Here is a 24,928-nt window from a genome sequence, read left to right as displayed (position 1 = left end):
CCCCGCCCCCGTCATCCGGCCGCGAGTGTGATCGCGCGCACGTTGCGTAACCACCCGCCGCGCGCTGCACTGGTCCCATGCTGACGCGAATCGACCACATCGGGATCGCCTGTTTCGACCTCGACAAGACCGTCGAGTTCTACCGCTCGACCTACGGGTTCGAGGTCTTCCACTCCGAGGTCAACGAGGAGCAGGGCGTGCGGGAGGCCATGCTCAAGATCAACGATACGTCCGACGGCGGCGCCTCCTACCTCCAGCTCCTCGAACCGACCCGCGAGGACTCCGCCGTGGGCAAATGGCTGGCCAAGAACGGGGAGGGCGTCCACCACATCGCCTTCGGTACGGCCGATGTCGACGCCGACGCCGCGGACATCCGGGAAAAGGGGGTCAGGGTGCTGTACGACGAGCCCAGGACGGGGTCGATGGGCTCCCGGATCACCTTCCTGCACCCCAAGGACTGCCACGGCGTCCTCACCGAACTGGTCACGGCAAAGACGGAGCACTGACCCGAGGCAGACCCGGCCCGGTAGAGTGGGCTTTTCCGGGCCGGGGCCGGATCGGGGCCGCGGCGCGTCCTGGGCCGTTGATCTGTCACCATTCCCCGGGGGGCCGTTCACCGGCGGACGGTACTCGTTCGGCGTGCGCGACCGGGGTTGGGGTCTCCCCTGCTCAGTGGGACATCCCCTGCTCGAACGAAGTTGAGAGCGCGGGGAAAGAGTTGAGAGCTCGGGGAAGGATGGGACCGCGCAGTGCGGGGCTACGAACGCCAGGAGAGCCACCGGGCTGAAGACGACCATCTCTCGCGGTTCGAGGCCGAGATGGAACGGCTGAAGACCGACCGGGAGAAGGCCGTACAGCACGCCGAGGACCTCGGTTACCAGGTCGAGGTCTTGCGCGCCAAGCTGCACGAGGCACGGCGCAGTCTGGCGACCCGTCCCGCCTACGACAGCGCGGACATCGGCTACCAGGCGGAGCAGATGCTCCGTAACGCCCAGATCCAGGCCGAGCAGCTGCGTACCGACGCCGAGCGCGAGCTGCGCGACGCCCGCGCCCAGACGCAGCGCATCCTCCAGGAGCACGCGGAGCACCAGGCCCGGCTCCAGGCCGAGCTGCACAACGAGGCGGTGCAGCGCCGCCAGCAGCTGGACCGGGAGCTGGCCGAGCGCCGCCAGACCGTCGAGTCCCACGTCAACGAGAACGTCGCATGGGCCGAGCAGTTGCGGGCCAGGACCGAGTCGCAGGCCCGCCGCCTGCTGGAGGAGTCCAGGGCCGAGGCCGAGCAGGCGCTCGCCGCCGCCCGCGCCGAGGCCGCCCGGCTGGCCGACGAGACGCGGCAGCGGGTCGGTTCGGAGGCCGAATCCGCCCGCGCCGAGGCGGAGTCGATCCTGCTGCGGGCCCGCAAGGACGCCGAGCGGATGCTCAGCGTCGCGGCCGGACAGGCCCAGGAGGCCACCAGCCACGCCGAGCAGCTGCGGCTGACGACGACCACCGAGACCGAGCAGACACGGCAGCAGACCACCGAGCTGAACCGGGCCGCCGAGCAGCGCATGCAGGAGGCCGAGACCCAGCTGCGCGAAACCAGGCTGGAGGCCGAGAAGGTCCTCGCCGAGGCCAAGGAGGCCGCGGTCAAGCGGCTGGCCGGCGCCGAGTCGCAGAACGAGCAGCGCACCCGTACCGCGAAGACGGAGATCGCCCGGCTGGTCGGCGAGGCCACCAAGGAGGCGGAGACCCTCAAGGCGGAGGCCGAGCAGGCCCTCGCGGACGCCCGCGCCGAGGCCGAGCGGCTGCGCGCCGAGGCCGCCGAGGCCGCCCGCACCGCCGCGGCCGAGGACGCCGCGGCGCAGCTCGCCAAGGCGGCCAGGTCCGCCGAGGAGGTGCTGACCAAGGCGTCCGACGACGCGAAGTCGACCACCAGGGCCGCGGGCGAGGAGGCCGAGCGCATCCGCCGCGAGGCGGAGGCCGAGGCGGACCGGCTGCGCGGCGAGGCGGCCGAGCAGGCCGATCAGCTCAAGGGCGCGGCCAAGGACGACACCAAGGAGTACCGGGCCAAGACGGTCGAGCTCCAGGAGGAGGCGCGCCGGCTGCGCGGCGAGGCCGAGCAGCTGCGGGCCGAGGCGGTCGCGGAGGGCGAGCGGATTCGTGGCGAGGCCCGCCGCGAGGCCCTTCAGCAGATCGAGGAGGGCGCGAAGACCGCCGAGGAGCTGCTCGCGAAGGCGAAGGCCGACGCGGAGGAGCTGCGCGGCGGCGCGACCGCCGAGAGCGAGCGGGTCCGCGGCGAGGCGGCCGAGCGGGCCGCCGCCCTGCGCAAGCAGGCCGAGGAGGCGCTCGACCGGGCCCGCGCCGAGGCCGATGGGCTGCGCACCGAGGCCGAGGAGCAGGCGGAGGCGGCGAGGACGGCGGCCGAGGAGGCCGCGTCCGGGCTGCGCGAGGAGACCGAGCGCGCGGTCGCGGCCCGGCAGGCGGAGGCGGCCGATGAGCTGACCCGGCTGCACACCGAGGCCGAGACCCGTCTCGCCGCGGCCGAGCAGGCGCTCGGCGAGGCGCGTACGGAAGCGGAGCGCATCCGGCGCGAGACGAACGAGGAGTCCGAGCGGCTGCGCACCGAGGCCGCGGAACGGCTGCGGACGCTCCGGGAGCAGGCCGAGGCCGAGGCCCAGCGGCTGCGCGACGAGGCCGCCGCTGACGCCTCGCAGTCCCGTGCGGAGGGCGAGTCGGTCGCCGTACGGCTGCGCGGTGAGGCGGCCGCCGAGGCGGAGCGGCTGAAGACCGAGGCGCAGGAGACCGCCGACCGGGTGCGGTCGGAGGCCGCGGCCGCCGCCGAGCGGGTGGGCACGGAGGCCGCCGAGGCGCTGGCCGCCGCCCAGGAGGAGGCGAACCGGCGCCGGCGCGAGGCCGAGGAGACGCTCGACGCCGCGCGCGCCGAGGCGAACCAGGAGCGTGAGCGGGCCCGCGAGCAGAGCGAGGAACTGCTCGCCTCCGCGCGCAAGCGGGTCGAGGAGGCGCAGGCCGAGGCGCAGCGCCTGACCGGCGAGGCGGAGACCCGGGCCACCGAGCTGGTCGCGGCCGCCGAGCAGACCGCCCAGCAGGTGCGGGACGCGGTCAGCGGGCTCCAGGAGCAGGCCGAGGCGGAGATCGCCGGGCTGCGCTCCACAGCGGAGCATGTCGCGGAGCGGACGAAGACCGAGGCGCAGGAGGAGGCCGACCGGCTCCGGGCCGACGCGCACACGGAGCGGGAGCGGGCGGGCGAGGACGCCTCCCGTATCCGCGAGGTGGCGCAGGAGGAGACGGACGCCGCGAAGGCGATGGCCGAGCGTACGGTCTCCGAGGCGATCACGGAGTCCGAGCGGCTGCGCGCCGAGGCCGCCGAGTACAGCCAGCGGATGCGTACGGAGGCGTCGGACGCCCTGGCGTCGGCCGAGCAGGACGCGTCGCGCAGCCGGGCGGAGGCCCGCGAGGACGCCAACCGGATGCGGACCGAGGCAGCGGCCCAGGCCGACCTGCTGGTGGGCGAGGCGACCGCGGAGGCGGAGCGGCTGCGCACCGACGCGGAGCGGCAGGCGGCCCGGGTCGGCGACGAGGCGGCGGGCGAAGCGGAGCGGATGCGCGCGGAGGCGGCGGCCACCGTGGGTTCGGCGCAGGAGCACGCGGCGCGGACCCGCGAGGAGTCGGAGCGGCTGCGGGCCGACGCGGAGGCGGCGGCCGAGCAGATGCGGGCCGAGGCGCGCCAGGAGGCGGACCGGCTGCTGGACGAGGCGCGCGAGGCGGCGTCCAAGCGCCGGGCCGACGCGGCCGAGCAGGCGGACCAGCTCGTCAACAAGGCCCAGGAGGAGGCGCTGCGCGCCGCCACGGAGGCCGAGGAGCAGGCCGACACGATGGTCGGCGCGGCGCGCAAGGAGGCCGTGCGGATCACCTCCGAGGCGACCGTCGAGGGCAACGGGCTGGTGGAGCGGGCCCGCGCGGACGCGGACGAGCTGCTGGTCGGCGCGCGCCGGGACGCGACGCAGATCCGGGAGCGGGCCGAGGAGCTGAGGACCCGTCTGGAGAGCGAGATCCAGGAGCTGCACGACCGGGCACGCCGCGAGACGTCCGAGCAGATGAAGACGGCCGGCGAGCGCGTCGACAACCTGATGAAGGCGGCGACCGAGCAGCGCGAGGAGGCCGCGGCCAAGGCCAAGGAGCTGCTGGCGGACGCGAACTCGGAGGCGAGCAAGGTCAGGATCGCCGCGGTGAAGCGGGCCGAGTCGCTGCTGAAGGAGGCCGAGCAGAAGAAGGCCAGCCTGGTGCGCGAGGCGGAGAAGCTGCGGGCGGACGCCGAGGCCGAGGCCAAGCGGACGGTGGACGAGGGCCGGCGCGAGCTCGATGTCCTGGTGCGCCGGCGCGAGGACATCAACACCGAGATCTCCCGTGTCCAGGACGTGCTGGAGGCGCTGGAGTCCTTCGAGACCCCGGCGCCGAGCGGCAAGGGCACGGGCGCGGCACCGCCCGGCGGCGTCAAGGCCGGGGCCGCGGCGGGCACTCGATCGGGCGGCAAGCAGTCCGATGGGTAGTCAGCCGGCCGTCCGTCGTGGTTCCGCGTGGACTTTCCTACCCGACCGTGATCCGCCGAGCACGTCCTCCGGGCGTCAGCCACTCAAAAGGGGTGTCATTCTCCAGATCAAAAGCGCATCTGCTCGATGACACGCCGTTCCGGCCCCTAGGATTCCCTCTATCACCTCACCGGTCTCACTTCGACAGGAACCCCATGAGTGACCCTTCCTCCCCCTTCGGCTTCGAACTCGTGCGGCGTGGTTACGACCGCGGTCAGGTGGATGACCGCATTACCAAGCTCGTCGCCGACCGTGACAGTGCCCTCGGCCGCATCACATCGCTGGAAAAGCGCATCGAGGAGCTTCACCTCGAAACGCAGAACGCCCAGGCCCAGGTGAACGACGCGGAGCCGTCGTACGCGGGTCTCGGCGCGCGCGTGGAGAAGATCCTCCGTCTCGCCGAGGAGGAGGCGAAGGACCTGCGCGAGGAGGCCCGTCGCGCCGCCGAGCAGCACCGTGAGCTCGCCGAGTCCGCCGCCCAGCAGGTGCGTAACGACGCCGAGACGTTCGCCGCCGAGCGCAAGGCCAAGGCCGAGGACGACGGCGTCCGCATCGTCGACAAGGCCAAGGGTGAGGCCACCACTCTGCGCTCGGACGCGCAGAAGGACGCGGCCCAGAAGCGTGAGGAGGCCGACGCCCTCTTCGAGGAGACGCGCGCCAAGGCCGCCCAGGCCGCCGCGGACTTCGAGACGAACCTCGCCAAGCGCCGCGACCAGTCGGAGCGCGACCTCGCGTCCCGTCAGGCCAAGGCCGAGAAGCGTCTGGCCGAGATCGAGCACCGCGCCGAGCAGCTCCGTCTGGAGGCCGAGAAGCTCCGTACGGACGCCGAGCGCCGGGCCCGTCAGACGGTGGAGACCGCGCAGCGCCAGTCCGAGGACATCGTGGCGGACGCCAACGCGAAGGCCGACCGCATCCGCAGCGAGTCGGAGCGCGAGCTCGCGGCCCTCACCAACCGCCGCGACTCGATCAACGCGCAGCTGACCAACGTCCGCGAGATGCTGGCGACGCTGACCGGCGCCGCCGTGGCCGCCGCCGGCACCCCCGCCGACGAGGAGCCCGCCTCCCGCGGCGTTCCGGCCCAGCAGACCCGCTGACACCGGCGGGAAGCACCCGCTCCGTATCCCTCGTGCCCGGTTCCGCCTTTGTGGTGGCGCCGGGCACGCGGGCGTTCTAGCGTGAACGCATGATCGAGCTTGACGGACTCACCAAACGTTTCGGACACAAGGTCGCCGTCGACCAGTTGTCGTGCGTGATCAAACCGGGAATGGTGACGGGTTTTCTGGGACCCAACGGGGCGGGCAAGTCCACCACGATGCGGATGATGCTCGGTCTCGACAACCCCACCAGCGGTTCGGTGCGCATCGACGGCAAGCACTACCGCGACCTCGCCGAACCGCTGAAGTACATCGGCGCGCTGCTGGACGCCAAGGCGATGCACGGCGGGCGCAGCGCGTACCACAATCTGCTGTGCCTGGCCCAGAGCAACCGCATCCCGGAGAGCCGGGTGGCGGAGGTGCTGGACACCGTCGGGCTGACCGCGGTGGCGAAGAAGAAGTCCAAGGGCTTCTCGCTCGGCATGGGCCAGCGGCTCGGCATCGCCTCGGCGCTGCTGGGCGATCCCGAGATCCTCATGTTCGACGAACCGGTCAACGGCCTGGACCCCGAGGGCATCCACTGGATCCGGAATCTCATGAAGACGCTCGCGGGCCAGGGCCGGACCATCTTCGTCTCCTCGCACCTGATGAGCGAGATGGCGCTGACCGCCGACCACCTGATCGTGATCGGCCAGGGCAGGCTGCTCGCCGACACGTCGATGGCCGACTTCATCCATGAGAACTCCCGCAGCTACGTCCGGCTGCGCTCGCCGCAGCAGGAGCGGCTGCGCGATGTGCTGCACGAGGAGGGCATCGTCGCCGCCGAGGCGGGCGACGGTGCGCTGGAGGTGGACGGCGCCACCACCGAGGACATGGGTGAGCTGGCCGCCCGGCACACGATCGTGCTGCACGAGCTGAGCGCCCAGCGGGCCTCGCTGGAGGAGGCGTTCATGCAGATGACGGCGGGCTCGGTGGAGTACCACGCGCACTCGGGCCAGGACGGGGCACCACCGCCCGAGGAGCCATGGGGCCAGTGGGGTCAGCGCCCCGGCAACGGAAAGGGGGCGTGACCATGGCTTCGGTCCCCGCTGTCCTGACCTCCGAATGGACCAAGATCCGGACGGTCTCCTCCACCACTTGGACGCTCATCTCGGCGTTCGTGGTCACCGTCGCGATGGGCGCGGCGCTGTGCGCGGTGATGAACTCCCAGTTCGACCAGCTCGCCCCCGAGGAGCGGGCCACCTTCGACCCCACCTTCATCAGCTTCTCCGGGATGATTCTCGGCCAGCTGGCGATGGTGGTGTTCGGGGTGCTGGTGGTCGGTACGGAGTACAGCTCCGGCATGATCCGCACCTCGCTGGCGGCGGTGCCCCAGCGTGCGACCTTCCTGCTCGGCAAGATGCTGGTCGCCGGGGTGCTGGCGCTGGTGGTGGGTCTCGCCACCAGTTTCGCCACGTTCTTCCTCGGCCAGGCGCTGCTGGGCGACCACCGTACGGACATCGGCGCGGACAACGTGCTGCGGGCGGTGGTCGGGGGCGGCCTCTACATGGGGCTGATCGCGATCTTCTCCATGGGGGTGGCGGCGATGCTGCGCAGCTCCATGCTGTCGCTCGGCATCCTGATGCCGTTCTTCTTCCTGGTCTCACAGATCCTGACGGCCGTGCCGGGCGCCAAGACGGTCGCCCGGTACTTCCCGGACCAGGCGGGCTCCAAGATCATGCAGGTGGTGCCGGACGCGCTGAACAGCGACCCGGCGCCGTACGGGCCGTGGACCGGACTGCTGATCATGGTCGCGTGGGTGGCGGCAGCGGTGATCGGCGGCCTCCTCGTCCTGAAGAAGCGGGACGCCTGACCGGGGGCGGCGGGCTCCGGCCCGCCGCCTTTCGCGGGACTCGCCCCGGTAACGACTTGGCCGGAACCGTCAGCGCCTGGATATCCTCCTCACTCATACGGGGGGCGTACGGCCGGACGGCCTGTGCCCCGACGACAGATAAGTCGATGGGGCTGGAGCATGATCGAGGCAGTCGGCCTGACCAAGCGCTATGGCGCGAAGACGGCCGTGTACAACCTTTCCTTCCAGGTGCGGCCCGGTGCCGTCACCGGATTCCTCGGTCCCAACGGGTCGGGCAAGTCGACGACCATGCGCATGATTCTCGGCCTCGACCGGCCGACGGCCGGCCGGGTGACCATCGGTGGCCACGATTTCCGCAATCTGCCGAACGCGCCCCGCCAGGTGGGCGCCCTGCTCGACGCCAAGGCCGTGCACGGGGGCCGCAGCGCCCGCAACCACCTCCTCTCGCTGGCCCAGCTGGCCGGCATCCCGGAGGCCCGGGTGGACGAGGTGCTGGGCGTGGTCGGCCTCCAGGGCGTGGCCCGCAAGCGTTCCAAGGGCTTCTCGCTGGGCATGGGCCAGCGGCTCGGCATCGCCGCCGCGCTGCTGGGCGACCCGCAGGTGCTGCTCTTCGACGAGCCGGTCAACGGCCTCGACCCGGAGGGCATCCTCTGGGTCCGCAACCTGATGAAGATGCTGGCTTCCGAGGGCCGTACGGTCTTCGTTTCCAGCCATCTGATGAGCGAGATGGCTCTCACCGCCGACCACCTGATCGTGATCGGCCGCGGCCAGCTGATGGCCGACATGAGCATCACCGACTTCATCTCGGCCAACTCGGCCGACTTCGCCCGGGTCCGCGTCCCGGACGAGACGCCGGAGCAGCGCGAGAAGCTCACCACCACCCTGACCGAGGCGGGCGGCCAGGTCATGCCGGAGCCGGACGGGGCGCTGCGGGTCACCGGCCTGGCCCTGCCCCGGATCAGCGACCTGGCCCATGAGTCGGACGTCCGGCTGTGGGAGCTCTCGCCGCACCAGGCCTCGCTGGAGGAGGCGTACATGCGGATGACGCAGGGCGCCGTGGACTACCGCTCGACGGCCGACCAGAAGGCCCACCTCCAGCAGCAGCCGCCGCCGTACGCCGGATACGGGCAGCAGCCGGGGTACGCCCCGCCGCCGCAGCAGCCCGTGGCGGATGTCCCGCAGCAGGGCTGGTACGCCCCGCCGCCGCCCGGACAGAACCCGTACGCGGCCGCCCAGGCCCCCGCGGCCCCGGCGCAGGCTCCCGCCCCGGCGCAGGCCCCCACGGACGCCCCGGCCGCCGCGCCGGTGGCCGCCGCTCCCGCCCCGGCGGCGCCCGCCGAGGCCCCCGCAGACCTGACCAAGCGCGACACCAGCGAGGACCCCCGATGACCACGCCGTCCACGCCGCCGGCGCCGCAGGCGCCGTACCAGCAGGCCGCACCGCCCCAGGCGTACCAGCAGCCCCAGGGCTTCTACAGCTCGCCGATCCCGGTGCGCCCCGCGACGCTCGGTGACGCCATCGCCTCCGAGTGGACCAAGATCCGCTCCGTGCGCTCGACCATGTGGACGCTCGGCGTCATGACCGCGCTGCTGCTGGTCATCGGGGTGCTCACGGCATGGGCGGTCTCCGCGTCCGACTCGGAGATGGAAAGCACCCCGGTGCTGAGCCTCGGCTTCTTCGGTGTGCTGCTGGGCACGATCTGCGTGATCACGCTCGGCGTGATGACGATCGCGTCGGAGTACGGCACCGGCATGATCCGTACGACGCTGACGGCCTGCCCGAGCCGGGGCCGGGTGCTCGGTGCCAAGGCGCTCGTCTTCTTCCTGCTCACCTTCGTCCTCACCACGGTGATGACGTCGATCGTCGCCCTGATCCAGACGTCCGTGCTGGACGCGGCGGCGCCCACCGGGGAGGAGTGGCTGCGCGCCACGGTCGGCGTCGGCCTCTACATCGCGACGCTGGGGCTGCTCGCGCTGGCGGTCGGCGCGCTGATCCGGCACTCGGCCGGGGCGATCACGATCATGATCGGCGTGGTGCTGCTGCCGCTCGTGCTGGCCATCTTCATGTTCGCGGAGTCGCTGCGCACGCTCCAGGAGAAGCTGCTGGAGTACTCGATCCCCAACCAGCTGAGCATCTTCTACGACAACTCGGTCACGTCGTCCGGCGGCCCGTCCGGCTGGGACCCGCTGTGGATCATGATCGGTGTGACCGCGGTGGCCATGGGCGGCGCGTACCTGTCGATGAACCGGCGCGACGTCTGAGCCCTCGGGCCTGTCCGGCCCGTCAGTACCTGGGCGCGTTCCTGGACCGCTGCACCCGTGTGGTGCGGCGGTCCTTCGCGTTCCAGCAGGCCTTGTGCCAGTGCCTGCGGTCGTCCACCCCGCCGTACTCGGACCAGGCCACCAGGTGCGGGACGCCGGACGGGATCTCCTGGTCGCAGCCGGGGCAGCGGTAGCGCTTGCCCGCCGCGCTCGCGCCGCTGACCGCGCGCACGGACCACTCCTCGCCCTGCCACTCCTCCGAGCGCCCTCCCCCGCCGTACCGGCCCCCTGCCACGCTCGCGCTGTTGACGGGGCTCTCGCCGCCTCGGGGGCGGTTGCGGCGCGGGGACACGTGACACCTCACGGGGCAGGCTGGGCAGTTCCCGTCCAGCGTAGGGCCATTCGGGCGGGGTACCCGTCCCGCACCGCCCGCGGCGGCGCGGGTTAGCGGAAAATCGCAACAACCGGGCCCCGGACCGTGCCTTTGGCACGTGTCAGACGTTGTTGCCAGTAGGGGAGAGCCGCGTCGGCCGCAAGGAGGCAATTGGCGATGCGTGTGGGAACGTTCGTACTGGCAGCCCAGTTTCCGGGCCAGGGGCCGGGGGAAGCGCTGCACCGGGCGATCCGGTCCGCCGAGGTCGCGGAGGAATCCGGCCTGGACGCGGTCTGGCTGGCCGAACATCATTTCGTGCCGTACGGGGTGTGCCCGTCCGCCGTCACGCTGGCCGCGCAGCTGCTCGGCCGCACCCGCCGCATCCGCGTCGGTACGGCGGTGAGCGTGCTGCCCACCCAGCACCCGGTCGCGCTCGGCGAGCAGGCCGCGCTGCTCCACCTCACCAGCGGCGGGCGGTTCAGCCTCGGGGTGGGCCGGGGCGGTCCGTGGGTGGACCTGGAGGTGTTCGGCGGCGGGCTGGAGGCGTACGAGAAGGGCTTCCCGGAGTCCCTGGGGCTGCTGCTCGACTGGCTGCGCGAGCCGCGCGTCGCGGGCCGGGGCGAGCGGTACGGCTTCCGCGAGGTGGCGGTGGTCCCCCGGGCCGACGAACCGCTCGACGGCCGGGGTCCGGAGAGCTCCGGCGGCCCCGAGGTGATCGTCGCCTGCACCTCGCGCTCCAGTGTGGAGCTCGCCGCCGAGAACGGCCTGCCGATGCTGCTCGGCATGCACTGCGGGGACGCGGAGAAGGCGGAGATGGTCGCGCTGTGGCGGTCCCGCGCGCTGGCGGCGGGTCACGCGCCGGAGCGGGTGCACGGGGCGGGGCACGTATCGGCGGGGGTGGCCCAGATCGCCGACCGCACCGAGGACGCCGTCGAGACGCTGGTGAAGGCGATGCCGGGCTGGCTGCGCCAGGGGCTCGGCGCGCATGTGACGGTCGACGGCCGGCACCGCGTGATGCGGGACCCGGTGGAGTACGCGGAGCTGCTGTGCCGCCTTCATCCGGTGGGCACGCCGCGGCTCGCGGCCGACCGCCTCGCGACCACCGCCGCGCGCACGGGCATCACCCGCTTCGCGCTCCTGGTGGAGGGTTCCGGAGATCTGGTCGCCACGGAGGAGAACGTAGCGCGGCTGGGCACCGAGGTACTGCCACTCCTCGAATGACCCCCGCGCACCGCTCCGGGGGTGTACGGCGGTGTACGTACGGGGGCTGCCGCCCCGGACCAGTCGCACCTCCCGCGGCCCGGGGCAACAGCCGAAAGGATTCAGCAGTCCCGTAGTTCGGGCGACTGGTTGAGCAACTGGCCCCTCACCGAGGTGAACTTGGCCAGTCGGTCGTCGACCGAGGCGTCCAGCGGGAACACCGCGACGCGGTGGCAGTTCTGGAATGCGAGACGCACCCCGAAGTGCCGCTGCAGCGCGCCGCGTATCGCATCACTCGCGAGCGCACGCAGCAGCTGACCACGTGCCTGCTCGTTGGGCGGCGGCGTCTGGTTGTCGGCGAACTCCCCGCCGTCGACCTTCAGCTGAGCCACCAACGAGCTGATCATCTCCCATGCGAAGGGCAGGGAGGTCCGGACGCAGTCGACGAAGTCGGCTTCGTCGACCTCGCCTCGCTCGGCCTGTTCCAACAGCGCCGGTGAGACGTCGAGCGACATGGGTTCTCCTCTCGCGACCCCGGCGGAGTGCCGGAGCCTTACGGGCAGGGAAGGAGGACGGCGACGCAGCGTACACACGCGACGACCTCCTGCATCCACGGTAAGGGTGCAGTCCGGGCCGCACCAGGAGATTGGGAACACAACCGGCCAATAACGAAGGGGTTCAAAGAGGGGCAAGACAGAAAGCGTCAGGTCCGAAAGGGGCGGGAGTGGCGGATGGGTGAATCGCGTCGAGCCCCCGACGTCGAGTAGCGTTGCCGACCATGCGTCTTGTCATCGCCCGCTGCTCCGTGGACTACGCGGGCCGGCTCACGGCCCACCTGCCCTCCGCTCCCCGCCTGATCCTGGTGAAGGCCGACGGGAGCGTGTCGATTCACGCCGACGACAGGGCGTACAAACCGCTCAACTGGATGTCGCCGCCCTGCACCCTGAAGGAGGGCAGCGGTGACACCGAGGGCGTCTGGACCGTGGTGAACAAGGCGGGCGAAAAACTGATCATCACCATGGAGGAAATCCTCCATGACTCGTCCCACGAGCTGGGCGTCGATCCCGGGCTGATCAAGGACGGCGTGGAAGCGCACCTCCAGGAACTGCTCGCCGACCGGATCGAGACCCTCGGCGAGGGTTACACCCTGATCCGCCGCGAGTACTTCACGGCGATCGGCCCCGTCGACATCCTGTGCCGCGACGCCGACGGGCAGACGGTGGCCGTCGAGCTGAAGCGGCGCGGTGACATCGACGGTGTGGAGCAGCTGACCCGCTACCTGGAGCTGCTGAACCGCGACCCGCACCTGGCGCCGGTGAAGGGCATCTTCGCCGCCCAGGAGATCAAGCCGCAGGCCCGCGTCCTGGCCACGGACCGCGGCATCGGCTGCGTCGTCCTCGACTACGATGCGATGCGAGGCATCGAGGACGACAAGCTGCGGCTGTTCTGAGCCCTTTTCGGACGGGCCCACACCTCCAGGGCCCGCCCGGCGACACCACCGGCCCCGCCCGGCACCATCAAGCCCGCCCGGCACCATCAAGCCCGCCCGGCACCATCAAGCCCGTCCGGCGATTGAGGACAACGCGTCGACCGAGCCGCCCCCGCACCCCCTAGAGCACCGACGGGCTCTCGCTCACCTCGCCGGACGGCCCACTCGCCGAGTCGGACGAGCCCGGCGGCGTCGACTCCTCCGGGTCCGGCTCCGTCGGGCCCGGGGACTCCGGCTCCGTCTCCGAGGGCGCCGGACTGCTCGGCGCCGTGGCCGACTTCGTGGGCGTCGGCCTGGTCGACCCGGTCGGCCCGGTGGACGACGGCACCGAGGGCGACGAAGGCGCCCCGGACGACGCCCCCGTCTCCTCCGCACCGGCCGAGGACGACGCCGACGTCTCCCCCGCGCCCGCCGGCGCCGACCCGCTGTCCGACGGCCCGGGGGTCGTCGACGACGAGGCGGAGCCCGACGCCGTGGCCTTCCTCGTCGGGGGCGTATCGTCCGCGGGCTCGCCGACCGTCGTATCGCCGTCGTCGTCCGGGACCTGCTGCTCGGTCGAGGCCCCGGGGTCGCCCTGCGGGTCGCTGCTCGACGTCAGCCCGAGCGTCACCACCGTGCCGAGGACCCCGGCCAGCAGGACGCCCGCGCCCGCCGCGACCAGATTGCGCCGGGCCCCGCCCAGGAACGCCGCCGGTCCGCTCCGCCCGGCGCTCCTGCCGGCCGGGGGCGCCTCCTGGCGGGGCACCACCGCCGTGTCGTCGAACGCGCGCTGCATCGAGACCGGTATGACGGCGGGCACGCCCAACGGCGGGGACACCTCGAACGGACCGGCCGGAGTCTCGTCGCCCGAGGGCAGGCCGCTCACGGCCGTACCCCCGGAACGGTCCTCGACCAGGGCGAGCGCCCGCCGGCCGGCCACCGCTCCGCTCTTGTCGGCCAGCGCCCCGCGCATGCTGACGGAGGTCTCCAGCTCGGCCCTGGCCCGGTCGGGGTTGCCCGTGCAGAGCGCGAGGACGCCCAACTCGTGGTGGAAGTAGGCCTCTTCCGCGACCTCGCCGGCGATCCGGCCGGCCTCCTGACCGATCCGCAGGACCCGCTCCCAGGCGCCCCAGTGCAGCCCGGCCGCGAAGGCGGGGGCGGCGCTGCGGGCCAGGAGCACGGCGGCGCTCGTCTGCCCCGCCTCCTCCCCCGGCACCAGCTGGGTCAGCGCCGCGATGATCGCGTCGGCCTCGGCGGCGGCCCGGACGGGGGTGACCGAGGGGTGGCCGGTCCACCAGGCGTAGTGCTGGGCGGCCGAGCGCGCCCGGTCGGCCGCGTCGTCGCCGTATCCGGCGGCCACCAGCTGGGCGAGCACCCCGGCGGCCAGCCGGTAGCGGGAGCCGGCCGGGGAGAGCAGGCCGCAGCCGGCCAGCTCGCCGAGTGCGGCGTCGGCGTGGGTGTCCCCGACGAGCGCCGGCAGATGGGCCTGGTGCGGCACCTCGCCGCCGAGCGCCACCGCGAAGCGCAGCGTGTCGCGGGCAGCGGCGCTCAACCGCGAGGCGAGCAGCGCGGCGGGCGCGGCGCCCTCACCGAGACTGGGCAGCGGGGTCCCGGTGTCCTCCGCGCCGTCCTCGGGAGCCGGGGGCGCTTCGGCCGGCCGGTTCTCCAGGTAGCCGTACTCGTCGTACGCGGTGGGGTCGGTGCGCAGTTGGTCGCGCTGGCGCAGCAGGGCGCCGGCCTGGACGAAGCGCAGGGGCAGGCCCTCGGACTCGAACCAGAGGTCTCCGGCCCAGTTGGCCTCCTCCTCGGTGAGCGGCCGCTCGACGACCCGTTGCAGCAGGTCGACGGAGGTGGCGCGGTCGAGTCCGGTGAGGAAGACCTCTTCGAGGTGGGAGTCCGCGTCGGGGGCGGGCACGTCGGGCGTGGCGGCGAGCAGGTAGGCGCACTCGGGGGTCGCGTCGAGGAGTTCGTCCAGGGCCGCGCCGCCGAACTCCAGGTCGTCCAGGACGACGACGGCTCCGGTGGAGCGCAGCTTCTCCAGGAGGAGAGGGCGGTCGGGGCGGTGCAGGGGTGCGTCGTGGACGGTGTCGAAGAGTGCGTGCAGTAGGTCGGTGACGGTGCGCCTGTGGCCGCTGAGGCGGACGACCCCGTCGGGCGCGAGTTCGGCGCAGTCGGCGGCGACGGCGTCGAGCAGGACGGTGCGGCCGGAGCCCGCGGGGCCGGTGAGCCGGACCGAGCGGCCGCGGACGAGCAGGCGGCCGAGCCGTTCGCGTTCCTCCTCGCGCCGGAGCAGGGGCAGCTGCGGGAGAGGCGGGCCGGGCGGCACGGGGGGTGCGGCGGCGCGGGCGCGGTCGGCGCGTTCGGCGGGGGTGCGGCGGACGGGCGGGGCGGGCTGCTCGCCGGGCGGGCACAGCTCGACCTCGCTGCCGTCGACGGGGTTGACGGTGAGCAGCAGGTCGCCCGCGACGAGCGTGACGACGCGGACCTGTTGCGGTGTTTGCTGACCGAAATCCGGGGTCAGCGGATCGCGTGAGGGCCGGCGCCGGCCGGCCTCGTCGGCGAAGCCGTTGCTGTCGTGGCCGAACTCATCCGGCCCCCGGTGTATCGGGTCCATCGCCAAAGCCCCCAAGACGCGTCGAGCGCGGTTGTCCCTCCCGGCCTCGCACATCCGCTCACGGTCCGGTGTCCGCCGGGTGGGTCCGTCAATCGGCAGACGGCCGAACCCTAAACCTTTGCACAGTATCTACGAACCCCCGGGGTGGCTCGCCGCCCCACAGATCACGGTCTCGTGAGGATTGTGCGGCTTCGGGCCGTACGGTCACCGAGGGTCCGTCCGGGGCCACGGGGCGTCCCCTGCGGGGGCGCTCAGACGCGCGGCAGCGACTCCGCGGCGATCCCGCCCTCGATGGCGAGGATGCGGTGCAGCCTTGTGGCCACCAGGAGGCGTTGCATCTGCGGGGGTACGCCGCGCAGCACGAGGCGCCGTCCGGCGCGTCCGGCCCTGCGGTGTGCGCCCATGATGACGCCGAGTCCGGTGGCGTCCCACGAATCCAGCTCGGTCAGGTCGAGCACCAGATCTCCGACGCCGTCGTCGAGGGCCGAGTGCAGGACCGTACGGGCGTCCGCCGCGCTTCGGACGTCGAGGCGGCCCCCGACGACCAGCTCGGCGTGGTCGCCCCTGATGTGCATATGCGCTCCCCTGGAATGCTCCGTGATCCGGTCCGTCTGTCCGAAACTGTCTCTGCCCCAACTGACTGCGGCAGCGTCAGGGTAGTTGCCGTCTGTAAGCGAACCGATACCGAATTCACTCCGGGGAGTGATACGGGCGGGTCGCGGACTCCGGTGGCTGAGCCGGCGGCGGCCGGCGTCCCCCGACGGGCACCCGGCCTGATTGACAGCGGATCAGACGGACCGGACCGAAAATGATCAGTAGGTGTAGAAGCCCTGCCCGCTCTTGCGTCCGATGTCACCTGCATCGACCATCCGGCGCATCAGCTCCGGGGCGGCGAACTTCTCGTCCTGCGACTCGGTGTAGATGTTGCCGGTGGCGTGCAGCAGGATGTCGACGCCAGTCAGGTCGGCGGTGGCCAGCGGGCCCATGGCGTGGCCGAAACCGAGCTTGCAGGCGGTGTCGATGTCCTCGGCCGTGGCGACACCCGACTCGTAGAGCTTGGCGGCCTCGACCACGAGCGCCGAGATCAGCCGGGTAGTGACGAAGCCGGCCACGTCGCGGTTGACGACGATGCAGGTCTTGCCGACGGACTCGGCGAACTCCCGTGCGGTGGCGAGGGTTTCGTCGCCGGTCTTGTAGCCGCGCACGAGTTCGCAGAGCTGCATCATCGGGACCGGCGAGAAGAAGTGGACGCCGACGACGCGCTCCGGGCGCTCCGTCACGGCCGCGATCTTGGTGATCGGGATGGCGGAGGTGTTGGAGGCGAGCACGGTGTCGTCCCGGACGATCTTGTCGAGGGCCCGGAAGATCTCGTGCTTCACCTCCAGCTTCTCGAAGACGGCCTCCACGACGATGTCCGCGTCGGCGACGGCGTCCAGGTCGGTGGTGGTGGTGATCCGGCCGAGCGCGGCCTCGGCGTCGGCCGCGTCCAGCTTGCCCTTGCCGACGAACCTGTCGTAGGAGGCCTTGATGCCGTCACGGCCACGGGTCAGCGCCTCGTCGGTGACGTCGCGCAGGACGACGTCCCAGCCCGCCTGCGCGGAGACCTGTGCGATGCCGGACCCCATGAGTCCGGCTCCGATGACGGCGAGCTTCCTGGCCACGTTGGCACCCCTGTGTCTTGTCAATGGTTATGGTCCATGCCCTCCGGCGGAGGTTAGTACCCGTGGCGGGCCCTGGGGCCGCGAAGAGATGCGCGTCACGTCTCAAATGACGGACATCACACCGGGAGGTGTCATTCGGCGGTGCGGCGGGCGTAGTTGAGCACCTTTTCGCCCAGCAGGTCCTCGATGTCGTCGAGCAGGGCGAGGGCGTCCCGGGAGACCTCGGCGGGCTTGCGCCCGGCGACCATCTCGCCGCCGACGTAGGCCATGAGCGTGCTGTGGACCCAGGAGAGCTGACCGGCCACCAGAACGGCCGTCCGGTCCCCGGGAGTGGCCCCGGACACCTCCTGGAGGGTTGCCTCCAAGTGCTGCTGGGCCTCCTGCTGGATGAGCCACAGGCGGGCCTTGAGGCCGTCGGCGCCCTCGATGACCCGCATGAAGCGGGCGTACCCCTCCATCAGTCCGACGGTGGGCGAGACGCTCTCGACCTGGACGCGCAGCTCCCGCAGGACGGCGTCGGCCGCGGACTCGCCCTCGTCCCGCCCCCTGACGTACCGGGAGAGGCGCTCGACCATGCCGGCGCCGCGGTCGAGGAAGAGGTCCTCCTTGGTGGGGAAGTAGTTGTAGACCGTGTTGACCGAGACGTCGGCGGCGTGCGCGATCTCGGCGATCGTGACGGCGTCGAAGCCCCGCTCCAGGAACAGGCCGGTGGCCAGGTCCGAGAGGTACTGCCTGGTCTGCCGCTTCTTGCGCTCCCTGAGTCCCTCAGCCATGCCCCCATCGTAGAGCGCGCTGGGGTCCCTGGATATTTGGAGTCGTTGCAATTTTTCAGTGACTCTGTTTTTGTGGTCGCTATGCCAATCATCAGTACGGCCGGGCTCGCCCGGACCTTCATGAGCAAGGCCGGTCCGGTGGAGGCCGTCCGCTCCATCGACATGACCGTGGCGGCCGGCGAGATCGTCGGCCTGCTCGGCCCCAACGGCGCCGGCAAGACCACCACCCTGCGCATGCTGACCACGCTGCTGTCCCCCACCGGGGGCGCGGCCACCGTCGCCGGCCACGACCTGGCCACCGACCCGGCGGGCGTACGCGAGCAGTGCGGTTACGTCGCCCAGTCGGGCGGGGTCGACCCGCACATCACCGTGCGGGAGGAGCTGGTCACCCAGGGCCGGATGTACCGGCTCGGCAAGGCGGCCGCGGCGGCCAGGGCCGGTGAACTGGCCGGGGATCTCGGCCTGTCCGACCTGCTCGACCGCAGAACCGCCACGCTCTCCGGCGGCCAGCGCAGGCGGCTCGACATCGCGATGGGGCTCACCCACCGCCCCGCCGTGCTCTTCCTGGACGAGCCGACGACCGGCCTCGACCCGGGCAGCCGCACCGACCTGTGGGAGCTGGTACGCCGGCTGCGCGACGAGTCCGGCACCACCGTCGTACTCACCACGCACTACCTGGACGAGGCGGACGCGCTCGCCGACCGGCTCGTCGTGGTCGACCAGGGACTGGTGGCCGCCGAGGGCACACCCGACGCGCTGAAGACCCGCTACGCGGGCTCCCCCGGCGCCACGCTCCAGGACGCCTTCCTGGCCATCACCGGGCGCGCGCCCGCCGCCGACACCGCTCCGGTCGCCGTCTAGCGCCGCGTCAGGGACTAAGGCCTGCCGGACACCGATCAGAAACCGATACCCATGCTGCTGCACGACACCGCGCTGATCTTCGGGCGCTACGCCCGCCAGACCCTGCGCTCCAGATTCCAGATCCTCTTCGGCATCCTCATGCCCCTGCTCTACCTGCTCTTCTTCGGCCCGCTCCTCACCGAACTGCCGCTCGGCCCGGACGGCGACTCCTGGCAGGTCCTGGTGCCCGGACTGCTGCTCCAGCTCGGCCTGTTCGGCGCCTCGTTCACCGGATTCGCCCTCATCATCGACAAGTCGACCGGGGTGCTGGAGCGGATGCGGGTCACCCCGGTCAGCCGGGCGGCGCTGCTGCTGGGCCGGGTGCTGCGCGACGCGCTGCTGTTCATGTTCCAGGCGGTGCTGCTGGTGCTCGTCGCCGTACTGATGGGGCTGCGGGCTCCGCTGGGCGGGGTGCTCATCGGCTTCGCGTTCGTCGGTCTGCTGACGGTCTCGCTGGCCTCGCTCTCGTACGCCCTGGCGATGCGGGTCTCCACCCCGCAGGAGTTCGGCCCGGTCATCAACTCGCTCACCATGCCGGCCATGCTGCTGTCCGGCCTGATGCTCCCGATGACGCTCGGCCCCCGCTGGCTGGACGTGCTCTCGCACTTCACCCCGTTCCGCTATCTGGTGGACGCGGTCCGGGACGCGTACGTGGGCTCGTACGCCACCACGCACATGCTGTACGGGGTCCTGGTCGCGCTCGGCTTCGCGGCACTCGCCGTGACCCTGGGCACAGGTGTCTTCAAGAAGGCCGGGGCCTAACTAGGCTGGCCGCATGGTCAATCTGACGCGCATCTACACCCGCACCGGCGACAAGGGCACCACCGCCCTCGGGGACATGAGCCGGACCGCCAAGACCGATCTGCGGATCTCCGCGTACGCCGACGCCAACGAGGCCAACGCGGTCATCGGTACCGCGATCGCCCTCGGGCAGCTGTCCGACGACGTCGTGAAGGTCCTCGTCCGCGTGCAGAACGACCTGTTCGACGTGGGCGCCGACCTCTCGACGCCGGTGGTCGAGAACCCGGAGTACCCGCCGCTGCGGGTCGAGCAGAGCTACGTCGACAAGCTGGAGGCGGACTGCGACCACTACCTGGAACAGGTGGAGAAGCTCCGCAGCTTCATCCTTCCGGGCGGTACGCCGGGCGCGGCGCTGCTCCACCAGGCGTGCACCGTGGTCCGGCGGGCCGAGCGCTCCACCTGGGCCGCGATGGAGGTGCACGGCGAGGTGATGAACGCGCTGACCGCCACCTACCTCAACCGCCTCTCCGACCTGCTGTTCATCCTCGCCCGGGTGGCGAACAAGGAGGTCGGCGACATCCTGTGGGTGCCGGGCGGCGAACGCTGAGCCAGGGGGCCCGCCCGCGAGGGGATCAGCTCGCGGGCGGGTCCTTGTGGGGCTCCCTCTTGGGGAACACGGTGTAGCTCGCCGCGATCACCAGGTTGATCCCGATCACGACCAGCATCGTCCGCTGCCACGACTGCAACGAGGACACGTCCCCGTCGCCGCCCACGTACCAGACCGCCGCCTGGAGCAGCGCCAGCGCCGTCACCGCGGCCACGGTCCACCGGCCGGCCACCCGCCACTCGTGCACGGCCCGCGCCGTCCCGTACTTCGGCGGCTTCACCGGGGGCGGGCCGCCGGCGAAGCGGTGGGCGACCCGGGCGTCGGCCCACTTGATGGTGGAGTGCCCGAGGCCCACCGTGAAGCCGATGTAGACGGCGGCGAGCCCGTGCTTCCAGTCGGGGGCCGCCCCGTTCTTCAGGTCGACGACGGTCACCGCGAGCAGGACGAGTTCGAGCACCGGTTCGCACAGCAGGACGGCGGCGCCCAGGCGCGGCCTGCGCGCCCCGTAGCGCAGCGCCAGGCCGGCGGCCAGCAGCACCCAGAAGGCGATCTCGCAGGCGACGATCAGTGTGACGATCACGGTCCGTTTCCTTTCCCTCCCCTCCAGGCTCCCGCCCGCGCCGCCTCCGGTCGTCGGCCCCGGTGACGAAAGACGACTGCATCCTTCGATGTAGTGGCGGATCGCCCGCCGAGCGGAGGTGCGGCGGCGGGCCGGACGTGTTGGATGGGCAGGTGTTCTCCTCGGCCCGCCCCCACCGCCACGACATCCTGATCGCGGCCGTCGGACTGCTCGGCGGAGCGGTCCTGTCGCTGCTCGGGCTGCGCATGCAGAACGACCGCCTGTTCGACGCGTCCTGGACCGCTCTCGTCCCGCTCACGGTGATGGCGGGGCTCGAACTGCTGCGCCGCGGCGCACCGCAGACCGCGCTGGTCATCGGCACCCTCGCGCTGGTCGCCGACCAGTTCACCCCGGGGAACCTGGCGACCGTGCTGATGTTCACGGACATCATGTACGCGGCCGTCCTCTACGGCACCCCGGCCGCCGCCCGCCGCATCCCGGTGACCACGTTCCTGATCACCGTCGGGGTCACGATCGGCTTCCTGGCCTGGTTCCGCGACGCCGAGGCCCTGCTCGTCGGCATCCTCACCGCCGTGGTCGCGTTCGTCCCCGCCCTCACCGGGGTCAGCGTCCGCAACCACCGCGAGGCCGCCGACGCCGCCCGGCTGCGCGCCGACCAGACCGCCCTGCTCGCCGAGATGGACCGCACCCAGGCGGTGACCGCCGAGCGGGCCCGGATGGCGCGCGAGCTGCACGACATGGTCGCCAACCACCTGTCCGCCATCGCGATCCACTCCACCGCCGCGCTCTCCATCGACGAGCCGGAGACCTCCCGCAACGCCCTCGGGGTGATCCGTGAGAACAGCGTCGAGGGTCTGGCCGAAATGCGCCGTCTGATCGGGCTGTTGCGCACCGGATCGGCCGATCCGGAGCCCAGCAGCTCGCCGACGCTGGCCTCACTGGACGCGCTGGTCGAGCAGCACCGGGCGAGCGCCGCGTCCAGTGGGCTGAGCTGCGTCCTGGAGGACACCCGGGCGGACCGGGAGCGGCTGCCGGCCCCGGTCGAGCTGGCCGCGTACCGCATCGTGCAGGAGTCCTTGACCAATGCCCTCAAGCACGCGGCGCCGGGCCCGGTCACGGTCCGGCTCGGGCAGATGGAGCGGGTGCTGAAGGTGGAGGTGAGCAGCGTGCTCGGCGACCGGACGGGGCCGCGCGCACCGGGGTCGGGGGCCGGTCTCGTGGGAATGCGGGAGCGGGTGGCGCTGCTCGACGGGGAGTTCGAGGCGGGCCCGGTGACGGGCGGGGACGATACGCGGTTGTGGCGGGTACGGGCACGGCTGCCCGTCCCGGACGGTACGGAAGGCGGGACGTGGTCATGACGATCCGGGTGCTGGTCGCGGAGGACCAGGCGGCGGTACGGGCGGGGCTGGTGCTCATCCTGGGCAGCGCGCCGGACATCGAGGTCGTCGGGGAGGCGGGCGACGGCGAGGAGGCGGTGCGGCTGGCCCGCGAGCTGCGCCCGGACCTGGTGCTGATGGACGTACAGATGCCGCGGCTGGACGGGGTGTCGGCCACCCGGCAGGTGGTGGACGAGCATCTCGCGGACGTGCTGGTGCTCACCACCTTCGACCTGGACGCGTATGTGTTCGGCGCGTTGCGCGCCGGGGCGTCGGGCTTCCTGCTGAAGGACACCGAGGCGCGCGGGCTGCTCGACGCGGTCCGTACGGTGGCGCGCGGCGAGGGGCTGATCGCCCCGGCGGTGACGCGGCGGCTGATCGCGGAGTTCGCCGGTTCCGCGCCCGTACGGCCGGCCGGCGCACCCGACGCGGCGGTGCTGGAGACGCTGACCCGGCGCGAGCGCGAGGTGCTGGGGTGCCTGGGCGAGGGGCTGTCGAACGCGGAGATCGCGGTGCGGCTCTCGATGGCCGAGGCGACGGCGAAGACACACGTCAGCCGCCTGCTGGGGAAGCTGGAGCTGCGCAGCCGGGTCCAGGCGGCAGTGCTGGCACAGGAGTTGGGCGTCTGAGGTTTATTCCCGCGGGGAGGGCGATCTTTGGTCCAGACCTCTTGACGATTGGTCCAGACCTTCCTAATCTCACCGAGCACACTGCGGTGAGCCCGCCATGACAAGGCAGGCTCAGGGCGGCGCAGGGTCAGCAGTCCACGGACCACCCCCGTTTGTCCGGACCTCACCCGAGGAGCACCGTTGAGCACTGAGACCCCCCGCCGGACCCGATTCAGACTCGGGTCCGGAACAGCCACCAGATCCAGAGCCGTCGCGGGCCTCACCGCACTGCTCCTTCCCCTTGCCGCCATGGTCGGCATGGCCTCCCCCGCCGAGGCGGCGACTTCCGCCACGGCCACGTACCTCAAGAAATCCGACTGGGGCACCGGCTTCGAGGGCCAGTGGACGGTGAAGAACACCGGCACCACCGCCCTCAGCTCCTGGACCATCGAGTGGGACTTCCCCAGCGGCACCGGCGTCGGCTCCGCCTGGGACGCCACCGTCACCCACACGGGCGACCACTGGACCGCCAAGAACGTCGGCTGGAACGGCACGGTCGCCCCGGGCGCGAGCGTCTCCTTCGGCTTCAACGGCACCGGCTCGGGCAGCGGCGCCGCCACCAACTGCACGCTGAACGGCGCCTCCTGCGACGGCGGCAGCGTCCCCGGCGACGAGGCACCCTCCGCGCCGGGCACCCCCACCGCGAGCGACATCACCGACACCTCGGCGAAGCTCAGCTGGTCCGCGGCCACCGACGACCACGGCATCAAGAACTACGACGTCCTGCGGGACGGCGCGGTCGTCGCCACGGTCACCGGCACCACGTACACCAACACCGGCCTCACCGCGGGCACCGACTACTCGTACACCGTGCAGGCCCGTGACACCGCCGACCAGACCGGACCGGTCAGCGGCGCGGTCAAGGTGCACACCACCGGTGGCGGCGACGGTGACGGGGACGGCGACGGGGACGGCGACGGCAACGGCGGCAACATCAACCTCGGTTACTTCACCGACTGGGGCGTCTACGGCCGCGACTACCACGTCAAGAACCTGGACACCTCCGGCTCCGCCGCGAAGATCACGCACATCAACTACGCCTTCGGCAACGTCCAGGGCGGCAAGTGCACCATCGGCGACTCCTACGCCGACTACGACATGGCGTACACCGCCGACAAGTCCGTCGACGGCGTGGCCGACACCTGGGACCAGCCGCTGCGCGGCAGCTTCAACCAGCTGCGCAAGCTCAAGGCGAAGTACCCGAACATCAAGGTCCTGTGGTCCTTCGGCGGCTGGACCTGGTCCGGCGGCTTCGGCCAGGCGGCCCAGAACCCGGCCGCGTTCGCCGAGTCCTGCTACAACCTGGTCGAGGACCCGCGCTGGGCCGATGTCTTCGACGGCATCGACATCGACTGGGAGTACCCCAACGCCTGCGGTCTGACCTGTGACACCAGCGGCCCGGACGCGCTGAAGAAGCTCACCTCGGCGCTGCGCACGAAGTTCGGCAGCAACAACCTGGTCACCGCCGCCATCACGGCCGACGGCTCCGCCGGCGGCAAGATCGACCTGGCGGACTACGCCGGCGCCGCGCAGTCGCTCGACTGGTACAACGTGATGACGTACGACTTCTTCGGCGCCTGGGACGCGAAGGGCCCGACCGCCCCGCACTCCCCGCTCAACTCCTACAGCGGCATCCCGCAGGACGGCTTCAACTCCGCCGACGCGATCGCCAAGCTGAAGGCGCAGGGCGTCCCGGCATCGAAGCTGCTGCTCGGCATCGGCTTCTACGGCCGCGGCTGGACCGGCGTCACCCAGGACGCGCCCGGCGGCACCGCCACCGGCGCCGCCCCGGGCACGTACGAGGCGGGCATCGAGGACTACAAGGTCCTCAAGAACAGCTGCCCCGCCACCGGCACCATCGCCGGCACGGCGTACGCGCACTGCGGCACCAACTGGTGGAGCTACGACACCCCGGCCACGATCACGTCCAAGATGGCCTGGGCGAAGAACCAGGGCCTGGGAGGCGCGTTCTTCTGGGAGTTCAGCGGGGACACCAGCAACGGTGAACTCGTGAGCGCGATGCACAACGGCCTCAACTAGCACCACGGCGCCGCACATCGCGTAACCCCGAAAGCACCGGGGAGACAGGTCCGCCCCCTGTCTCCCCGGTTTTCGCGTTCCCGGGGGCCTTTGGTGCAGGCGCACCGGGGCATGACGATGCCGGCCGCCTCAAG

General features: G+C 71.9%; 22 protein-coding genes. 15 read left to right on the top strand and 7 right to left on the bottom strand.

What is annotated here, in order from left to right:
- The first annotated feature begins 77 nt into the window (after positions 1-77).
- The 7 genes from mce to P8A18_RS24150 all read left to right on the top strand — a co-directional run bounded on the left by mce (position 78) and on the right by P8A18_RS24150 (position 9,793).
- Positions 78-506 carry a methylmalonyl-CoA epimerase gene (gene mce / locus P8A18_RS24180; RefSeq protein ID WP_018550068.1) on the top strand — a complete coding sequence of 143 codons (429 nt, stop codon included), beginning with the start codon at positions 78-80 and terminating at the stop codon, positions 504-506.
- A gap of 243 nt (positions 507-749) precedes the next feature.
- Positions 750-4,547, top strand: a complete 3,798-nt coding sequence (gene scy / locus P8A18_RS24175) for a polarized growth protein Scy (RefSeq protein WP_306057556.1) — start codon at positions 750-752, stop codon at positions 4,545-4,547.
- 194 nt (positions 4,548-4,741) lie between these two features.
- Positions 4,742-5,680: a coiled-coil domain-containing protein gene (locus P8A18_RS24170; protein ID WP_306057555.1), complete on the top strand. Its 939-nt coding sequence runs from the start codon at positions 4,742-4,744 to the stop codon at positions 5,678-5,680.
- Positions 5,681-5,769: 89 nt separating this feature from the next.
- A complete protein-coding gene (locus P8A18_RS24165; RefSeq protein ID WP_306057553.1) occupies positions 5,770-6,750 on the top strand; it encodes an ABC transporter ATP-binding protein in 981 nt (326 codons plus the stop codon).
- A gap of 2 nt (positions 6,751-6,752) precedes the next feature.
- Positions 6,753-7,532, top strand: coding sequence for an ABC transporter permease (locus P8A18_RS24160; RefSeq protein ID WP_306057552.1), 780 nt, complete (start codon positions 6,753-6,755; stop codon positions 7,530-7,532).
- A 159-nt stretch (positions 7,533-7,691) separates the two neighbouring features.
- On the top strand, positions 7,692-8,921 hold the full coding sequence (locus P8A18_RS24155; protein WP_306057550.1) for an ATP-binding cassette domain-containing protein: 1,230 nt from the start codon (positions 7,692-7,694) through the stop codon (positions 8,919-8,921).
- The gene (locus P8A18_RS24150; RefSeq protein WP_306057548.1) at positions 8,918-9,793 is read left to right on the top strand and encodes an ABC transporter permease; all 876 of its coding nucleotides are present in this window, start codon (positions 8,918-8,920) and stop codon (positions 9,791-9,793) included. Before P8A18_RS24155 ends, P8A18_RS24150 begins: the two co-directional genes overlap by 4 nt.
- A 22-nt stretch (positions 9,794-9,815) precedes the next feature.
- Here the strand turns inward: P8A18_RS24150 and P8A18_RS24145 are convergent, their stop codons facing one another.
- Positions 9,816-10,145: an Rv1322 family protein gene (locus P8A18_RS24145; protein ID WP_306057546.1), complete on the bottom strand. Its 330-nt coding sequence runs from the start codon at positions 10,143-10,145 to the stop codon at positions 9,816-9,818.
- 198 nt (positions 10,146-10,343) lie between these two features.
- Here P8A18_RS24145 and P8A18_RS24140 point away from each other — a divergent pair, with 198 nt between their 5' ends.
- Entirely contained in the window at positions 10,344-11,387 is a 1,044-nt protein-coding gene (locus P8A18_RS24140) for an LLM class flavin-dependent oxidoreductase (protein ID WP_306057544.1), read from the top strand.
- A 101-nt stretch (positions 11,388-11,488) separates the two neighbouring features.
- On the opposite strand, the gene P8A18_RS24135 is transcribed toward P8A18_RS24140, so the two are convergent.
- Positions 11,489-11,881 carry an SCO5389 family protein gene (locus P8A18_RS24135; protein ID WP_018550059.1) on the bottom strand — a complete coding sequence of 131 codons (393 nt, stop codon included), beginning with the start codon at positions 11,879-11,881 and terminating at the stop codon, positions 11,489-11,491.
- A 263-nt stretch (positions 11,882-12,144) separates the two neighbouring features.
- Here P8A18_RS24135 and nucS point away from each other — a divergent pair, with 263 nt between their 5' ends.
- Positions 12,145-12,816, top strand: coding sequence for an endonuclease NucS (nucS, locus tag P8A18_RS24130; RefSeq protein WP_018550058.1), 672 nt, complete (start codon positions 12,145-12,147; stop codon positions 12,814-12,816).
- A 160-nt stretch (positions 12,817-12,976) separates the two neighbouring features.
- Here nucS and P8A18_RS24125 read toward each other — a convergent pair whose 3' ends face one another.
- The 4 genes from P8A18_RS24125 to P8A18_RS24110 all read right to left on the bottom strand — a co-directional run bounded on the left by P8A18_RS24125 (position 12,977) and on the right by P8A18_RS24110 (position 17,882).
- A complete protein-coding gene (locus P8A18_RS24125; protein ID WP_306057540.1) occupies positions 12,977-15,448 on the bottom strand; it encodes an ATP-binding protein in 2,472 nt (823 codons plus the stop codon).
- Between the two features lie 251 nt (positions 15,449-15,699).
- Entirely contained in the window at positions 15,700-16,023 is a 324-nt protein-coding gene (locus P8A18_RS24120; protein ID WP_018102617.1) for an STAS domain-containing protein, read from the bottom strand.
- 237 nt (positions 16,024-16,260) lie between these two features.
- Positions 16,261-17,109: a 3-hydroxyacyl-CoA dehydrogenase family protein gene (locus P8A18_RS24115; protein ID WP_306057536.1), complete on the bottom strand. Its 849-nt coding sequence runs from the start codon at positions 17,107-17,109 to the stop codon at positions 16,261-16,263.
- 131 nt (positions 17,110-17,240) lie between these two features.
- A complete protein-coding gene (locus P8A18_RS24110; protein ID WP_306057533.1) occupies positions 17,241-17,882 on the bottom strand; it encodes a TetR/AcrR family transcriptional regulator in 642 nt (213 codons plus the stop codon).
- Between the two features lie 81 nt (positions 17,883-17,963).
- Between P8A18_RS24110 and P8A18_RS24105 the strand changes: the two genes are divergently transcribed.
- From P8A18_RS24105 to P8A18_RS24095, 3 genes are read left to right on the top strand one after another with little or no spacing between them, the layout of a single operon-like run.
- Positions 17,964-18,743: an ABC transporter ATP-binding protein gene (locus P8A18_RS24105; protein ID WP_306057531.1), complete on the top strand. Its 780-nt coding sequence runs from the start codon at positions 17,964-17,966 to the stop codon at positions 18,741-18,743.
- A 51-nt stretch (positions 18,744-18,794) separates the two neighbouring features.
- Positions 18,795-19,544: an ABC transporter permease gene (locus P8A18_RS24100; RefSeq protein ID WP_306057528.1), complete on the top strand. Its 750-nt coding sequence runs from the start codon at positions 18,795-18,797 to the stop codon at positions 19,542-19,544.
- Positions 19,545-19,557: 13 nt separating this feature from the next.
- Entirely contained in the window at positions 19,558-20,130 is a 573-nt protein-coding gene (locus tag P8A18_RS24095) for a cob(I)yrinic acid a,c-diamide adenosyltransferase (RefSeq protein WP_136203297.1), read from the top strand.
- 25 nt (positions 20,131-20,155) lie between these two features.
- Here P8A18_RS24095 and P8A18_RS24090 read toward each other — a convergent pair whose 3' ends face one another.
- On the bottom strand, positions 20,156-20,710 hold the full coding sequence (locus tag P8A18_RS24090; RefSeq protein WP_306057524.1) for a hypothetical protein: 555 nt from the start codon (positions 20,708-20,710) through the stop codon (positions 20,156-20,158).
- Between the two features lie 152 nt (positions 20,711-20,862).
- Between P8A18_RS24090 and P8A18_RS24085 the strand changes: the two genes are divergently transcribed.
- From P8A18_RS24085 to P8A18_RS24075, 3 genes are all read left to right on the top strand, one after another.
- The gene (locus tag P8A18_RS24085) at positions 20,863-22,068 is read left to right on the top strand and encodes a sensor histidine kinase (RefSeq protein WP_306061111.1); all 1,206 of its coding nucleotides are present in this window, start codon (positions 20,863-20,865) and stop codon (positions 22,066-22,068) included.
- Positions 22,065-22,715: a response regulator gene (locus P8A18_RS24080; protein ID WP_306057521.1), complete on the top strand. Its 651-nt coding sequence runs from the start codon at positions 22,065-22,067 to the stop codon at positions 22,713-22,715. The genes P8A18_RS24085 and P8A18_RS24080 overlap by 4 nt, the downstream gene beginning before the upstream one ends.
- Positions 22,716-22,895: 180 nt before the next feature.
- The gene (locus P8A18_RS24075) at positions 22,896-24,794 is read left to right on the top strand and encodes a glycoside hydrolase family 18 chitinase (protein WP_306057519.1); all 1,899 of its coding nucleotides are present in this window, start codon (positions 22,896-22,898) and stop codon (positions 24,792-24,794) included.
- Positions 24,795-24,928: the final 134 nt, after the last annotated feature.

Source organism: Streptomyces sp. Mut1 (genome assembly GCF_030719295.1).
Classification (GTDB): domain Bacteria; phylum Actinomycetota; class Actinomycetes; order Streptomycetales; family Streptomycetaceae; genus Streptomyces; species Streptomyces castrisilvae.
The sequence above is the reverse complement of the archived record's forward strand: the minus strand, read 5'-3'. Positions and strand labels throughout refer to the sequence as shown.

Coding starts and splice junctions, on each gene's coding strand:
- P8A18_RS24105 (WP_306057531.1), top strand. CDS start 17,964: ATGCCAATCATCAGTACGGCCGGGCTCGCCCGGACCTTCATGAGCAAG.
- mce (WP_018550068.1), top strand. CDS start 78: ATGCTGACGCGAATCGACCACATCGGGATCGCCTGTTTCGACCTCGAC.
- P8A18_RS24125 (WP_306057540.1), bottom strand. CDS start 15,448: ATGGACCCGATACACCGGGGGCCGGATGAGTTCGGCCACGACAGCAAC.
- nucS (WP_018550058.1), top strand. CDS start 12,145: ATGCGTCTTGTCATCGCCCGCTGCTCCGTGGACTACGCGGGCCGGCTC.
- P8A18_RS24080 (WP_306057521.1), top strand. CDS start 22,065: ATGACGATCCGGGTGCTGGTCGCGGAGGACCAGGCGGCGGTACGGGCG.
- P8A18_RS24170 (WP_306057555.1), top strand. CDS start 4,742: ATGAGTGACCCTTCCTCCCCCTTCGGCTTCGAACTCGTGCGGCGTGGT.
- P8A18_RS24110 (WP_306057533.1), bottom strand. CDS start 17,882: ATGGCTGAGGGACTCAGGGAGCGCAAGAAGCGGCAGACCAGGCAGTAC.
- P8A18_RS24165 (WP_306057553.1), top strand. CDS start 5,770: ATGATCGAGCTTGACGGACTCACCAAACGTTTCGGACACAAGGTCGCC.
- P8A18_RS24135 (WP_018550059.1), bottom strand. CDS start 11,881: ATGTCGCTCGACGTCTCACCGGCGCTGTTGGAACAGGCCGAGCGAGGC.
- P8A18_RS24160 (WP_306057552.1), top strand. CDS start 6,753: ATGGCTTCGGTCCCCGCTGTCCTGACCTCCGAATGGACCAAGATCCGG.
- P8A18_RS24155 (WP_306057550.1), top strand. CDS start 7,692: ATGATCGAGGCAGTCGGCCTGACCAAGCGCTATGGCGCGAAGACGGCC.
- P8A18_RS24095 (WP_136203297.1), top strand. CDS start 19,558: ATGGTCAATCTGACGCGCATCTACACCCGCACCGGCGACAAGGGCACC.
- P8A18_RS24150 (WP_306057548.1), top strand. CDS start 8,918: ATGACCACGCCGTCCACGCCGCCGGCGCCGCAGGCGCCGTACCAGCAG.
- P8A18_RS24120 (WP_018102617.1), bottom strand. CDS start 16,023: ATGCACATCAGGGGCGACCACGCCGAGCTGGTCGTCGGGGGCCGCCTC.
- P8A18_RS24100 (WP_306057528.1), top strand. CDS start 18,795: ATGCTGCTGCACGACACCGCGCTGATCTTCGGGCGCTACGCCCGCCAG.
- P8A18_RS24140 (WP_306057544.1), top strand. CDS start 10,344: ATGCGTGTGGGAACGTTCGTACTGGCAGCCCAGTTTCCGGGCCAGGGG.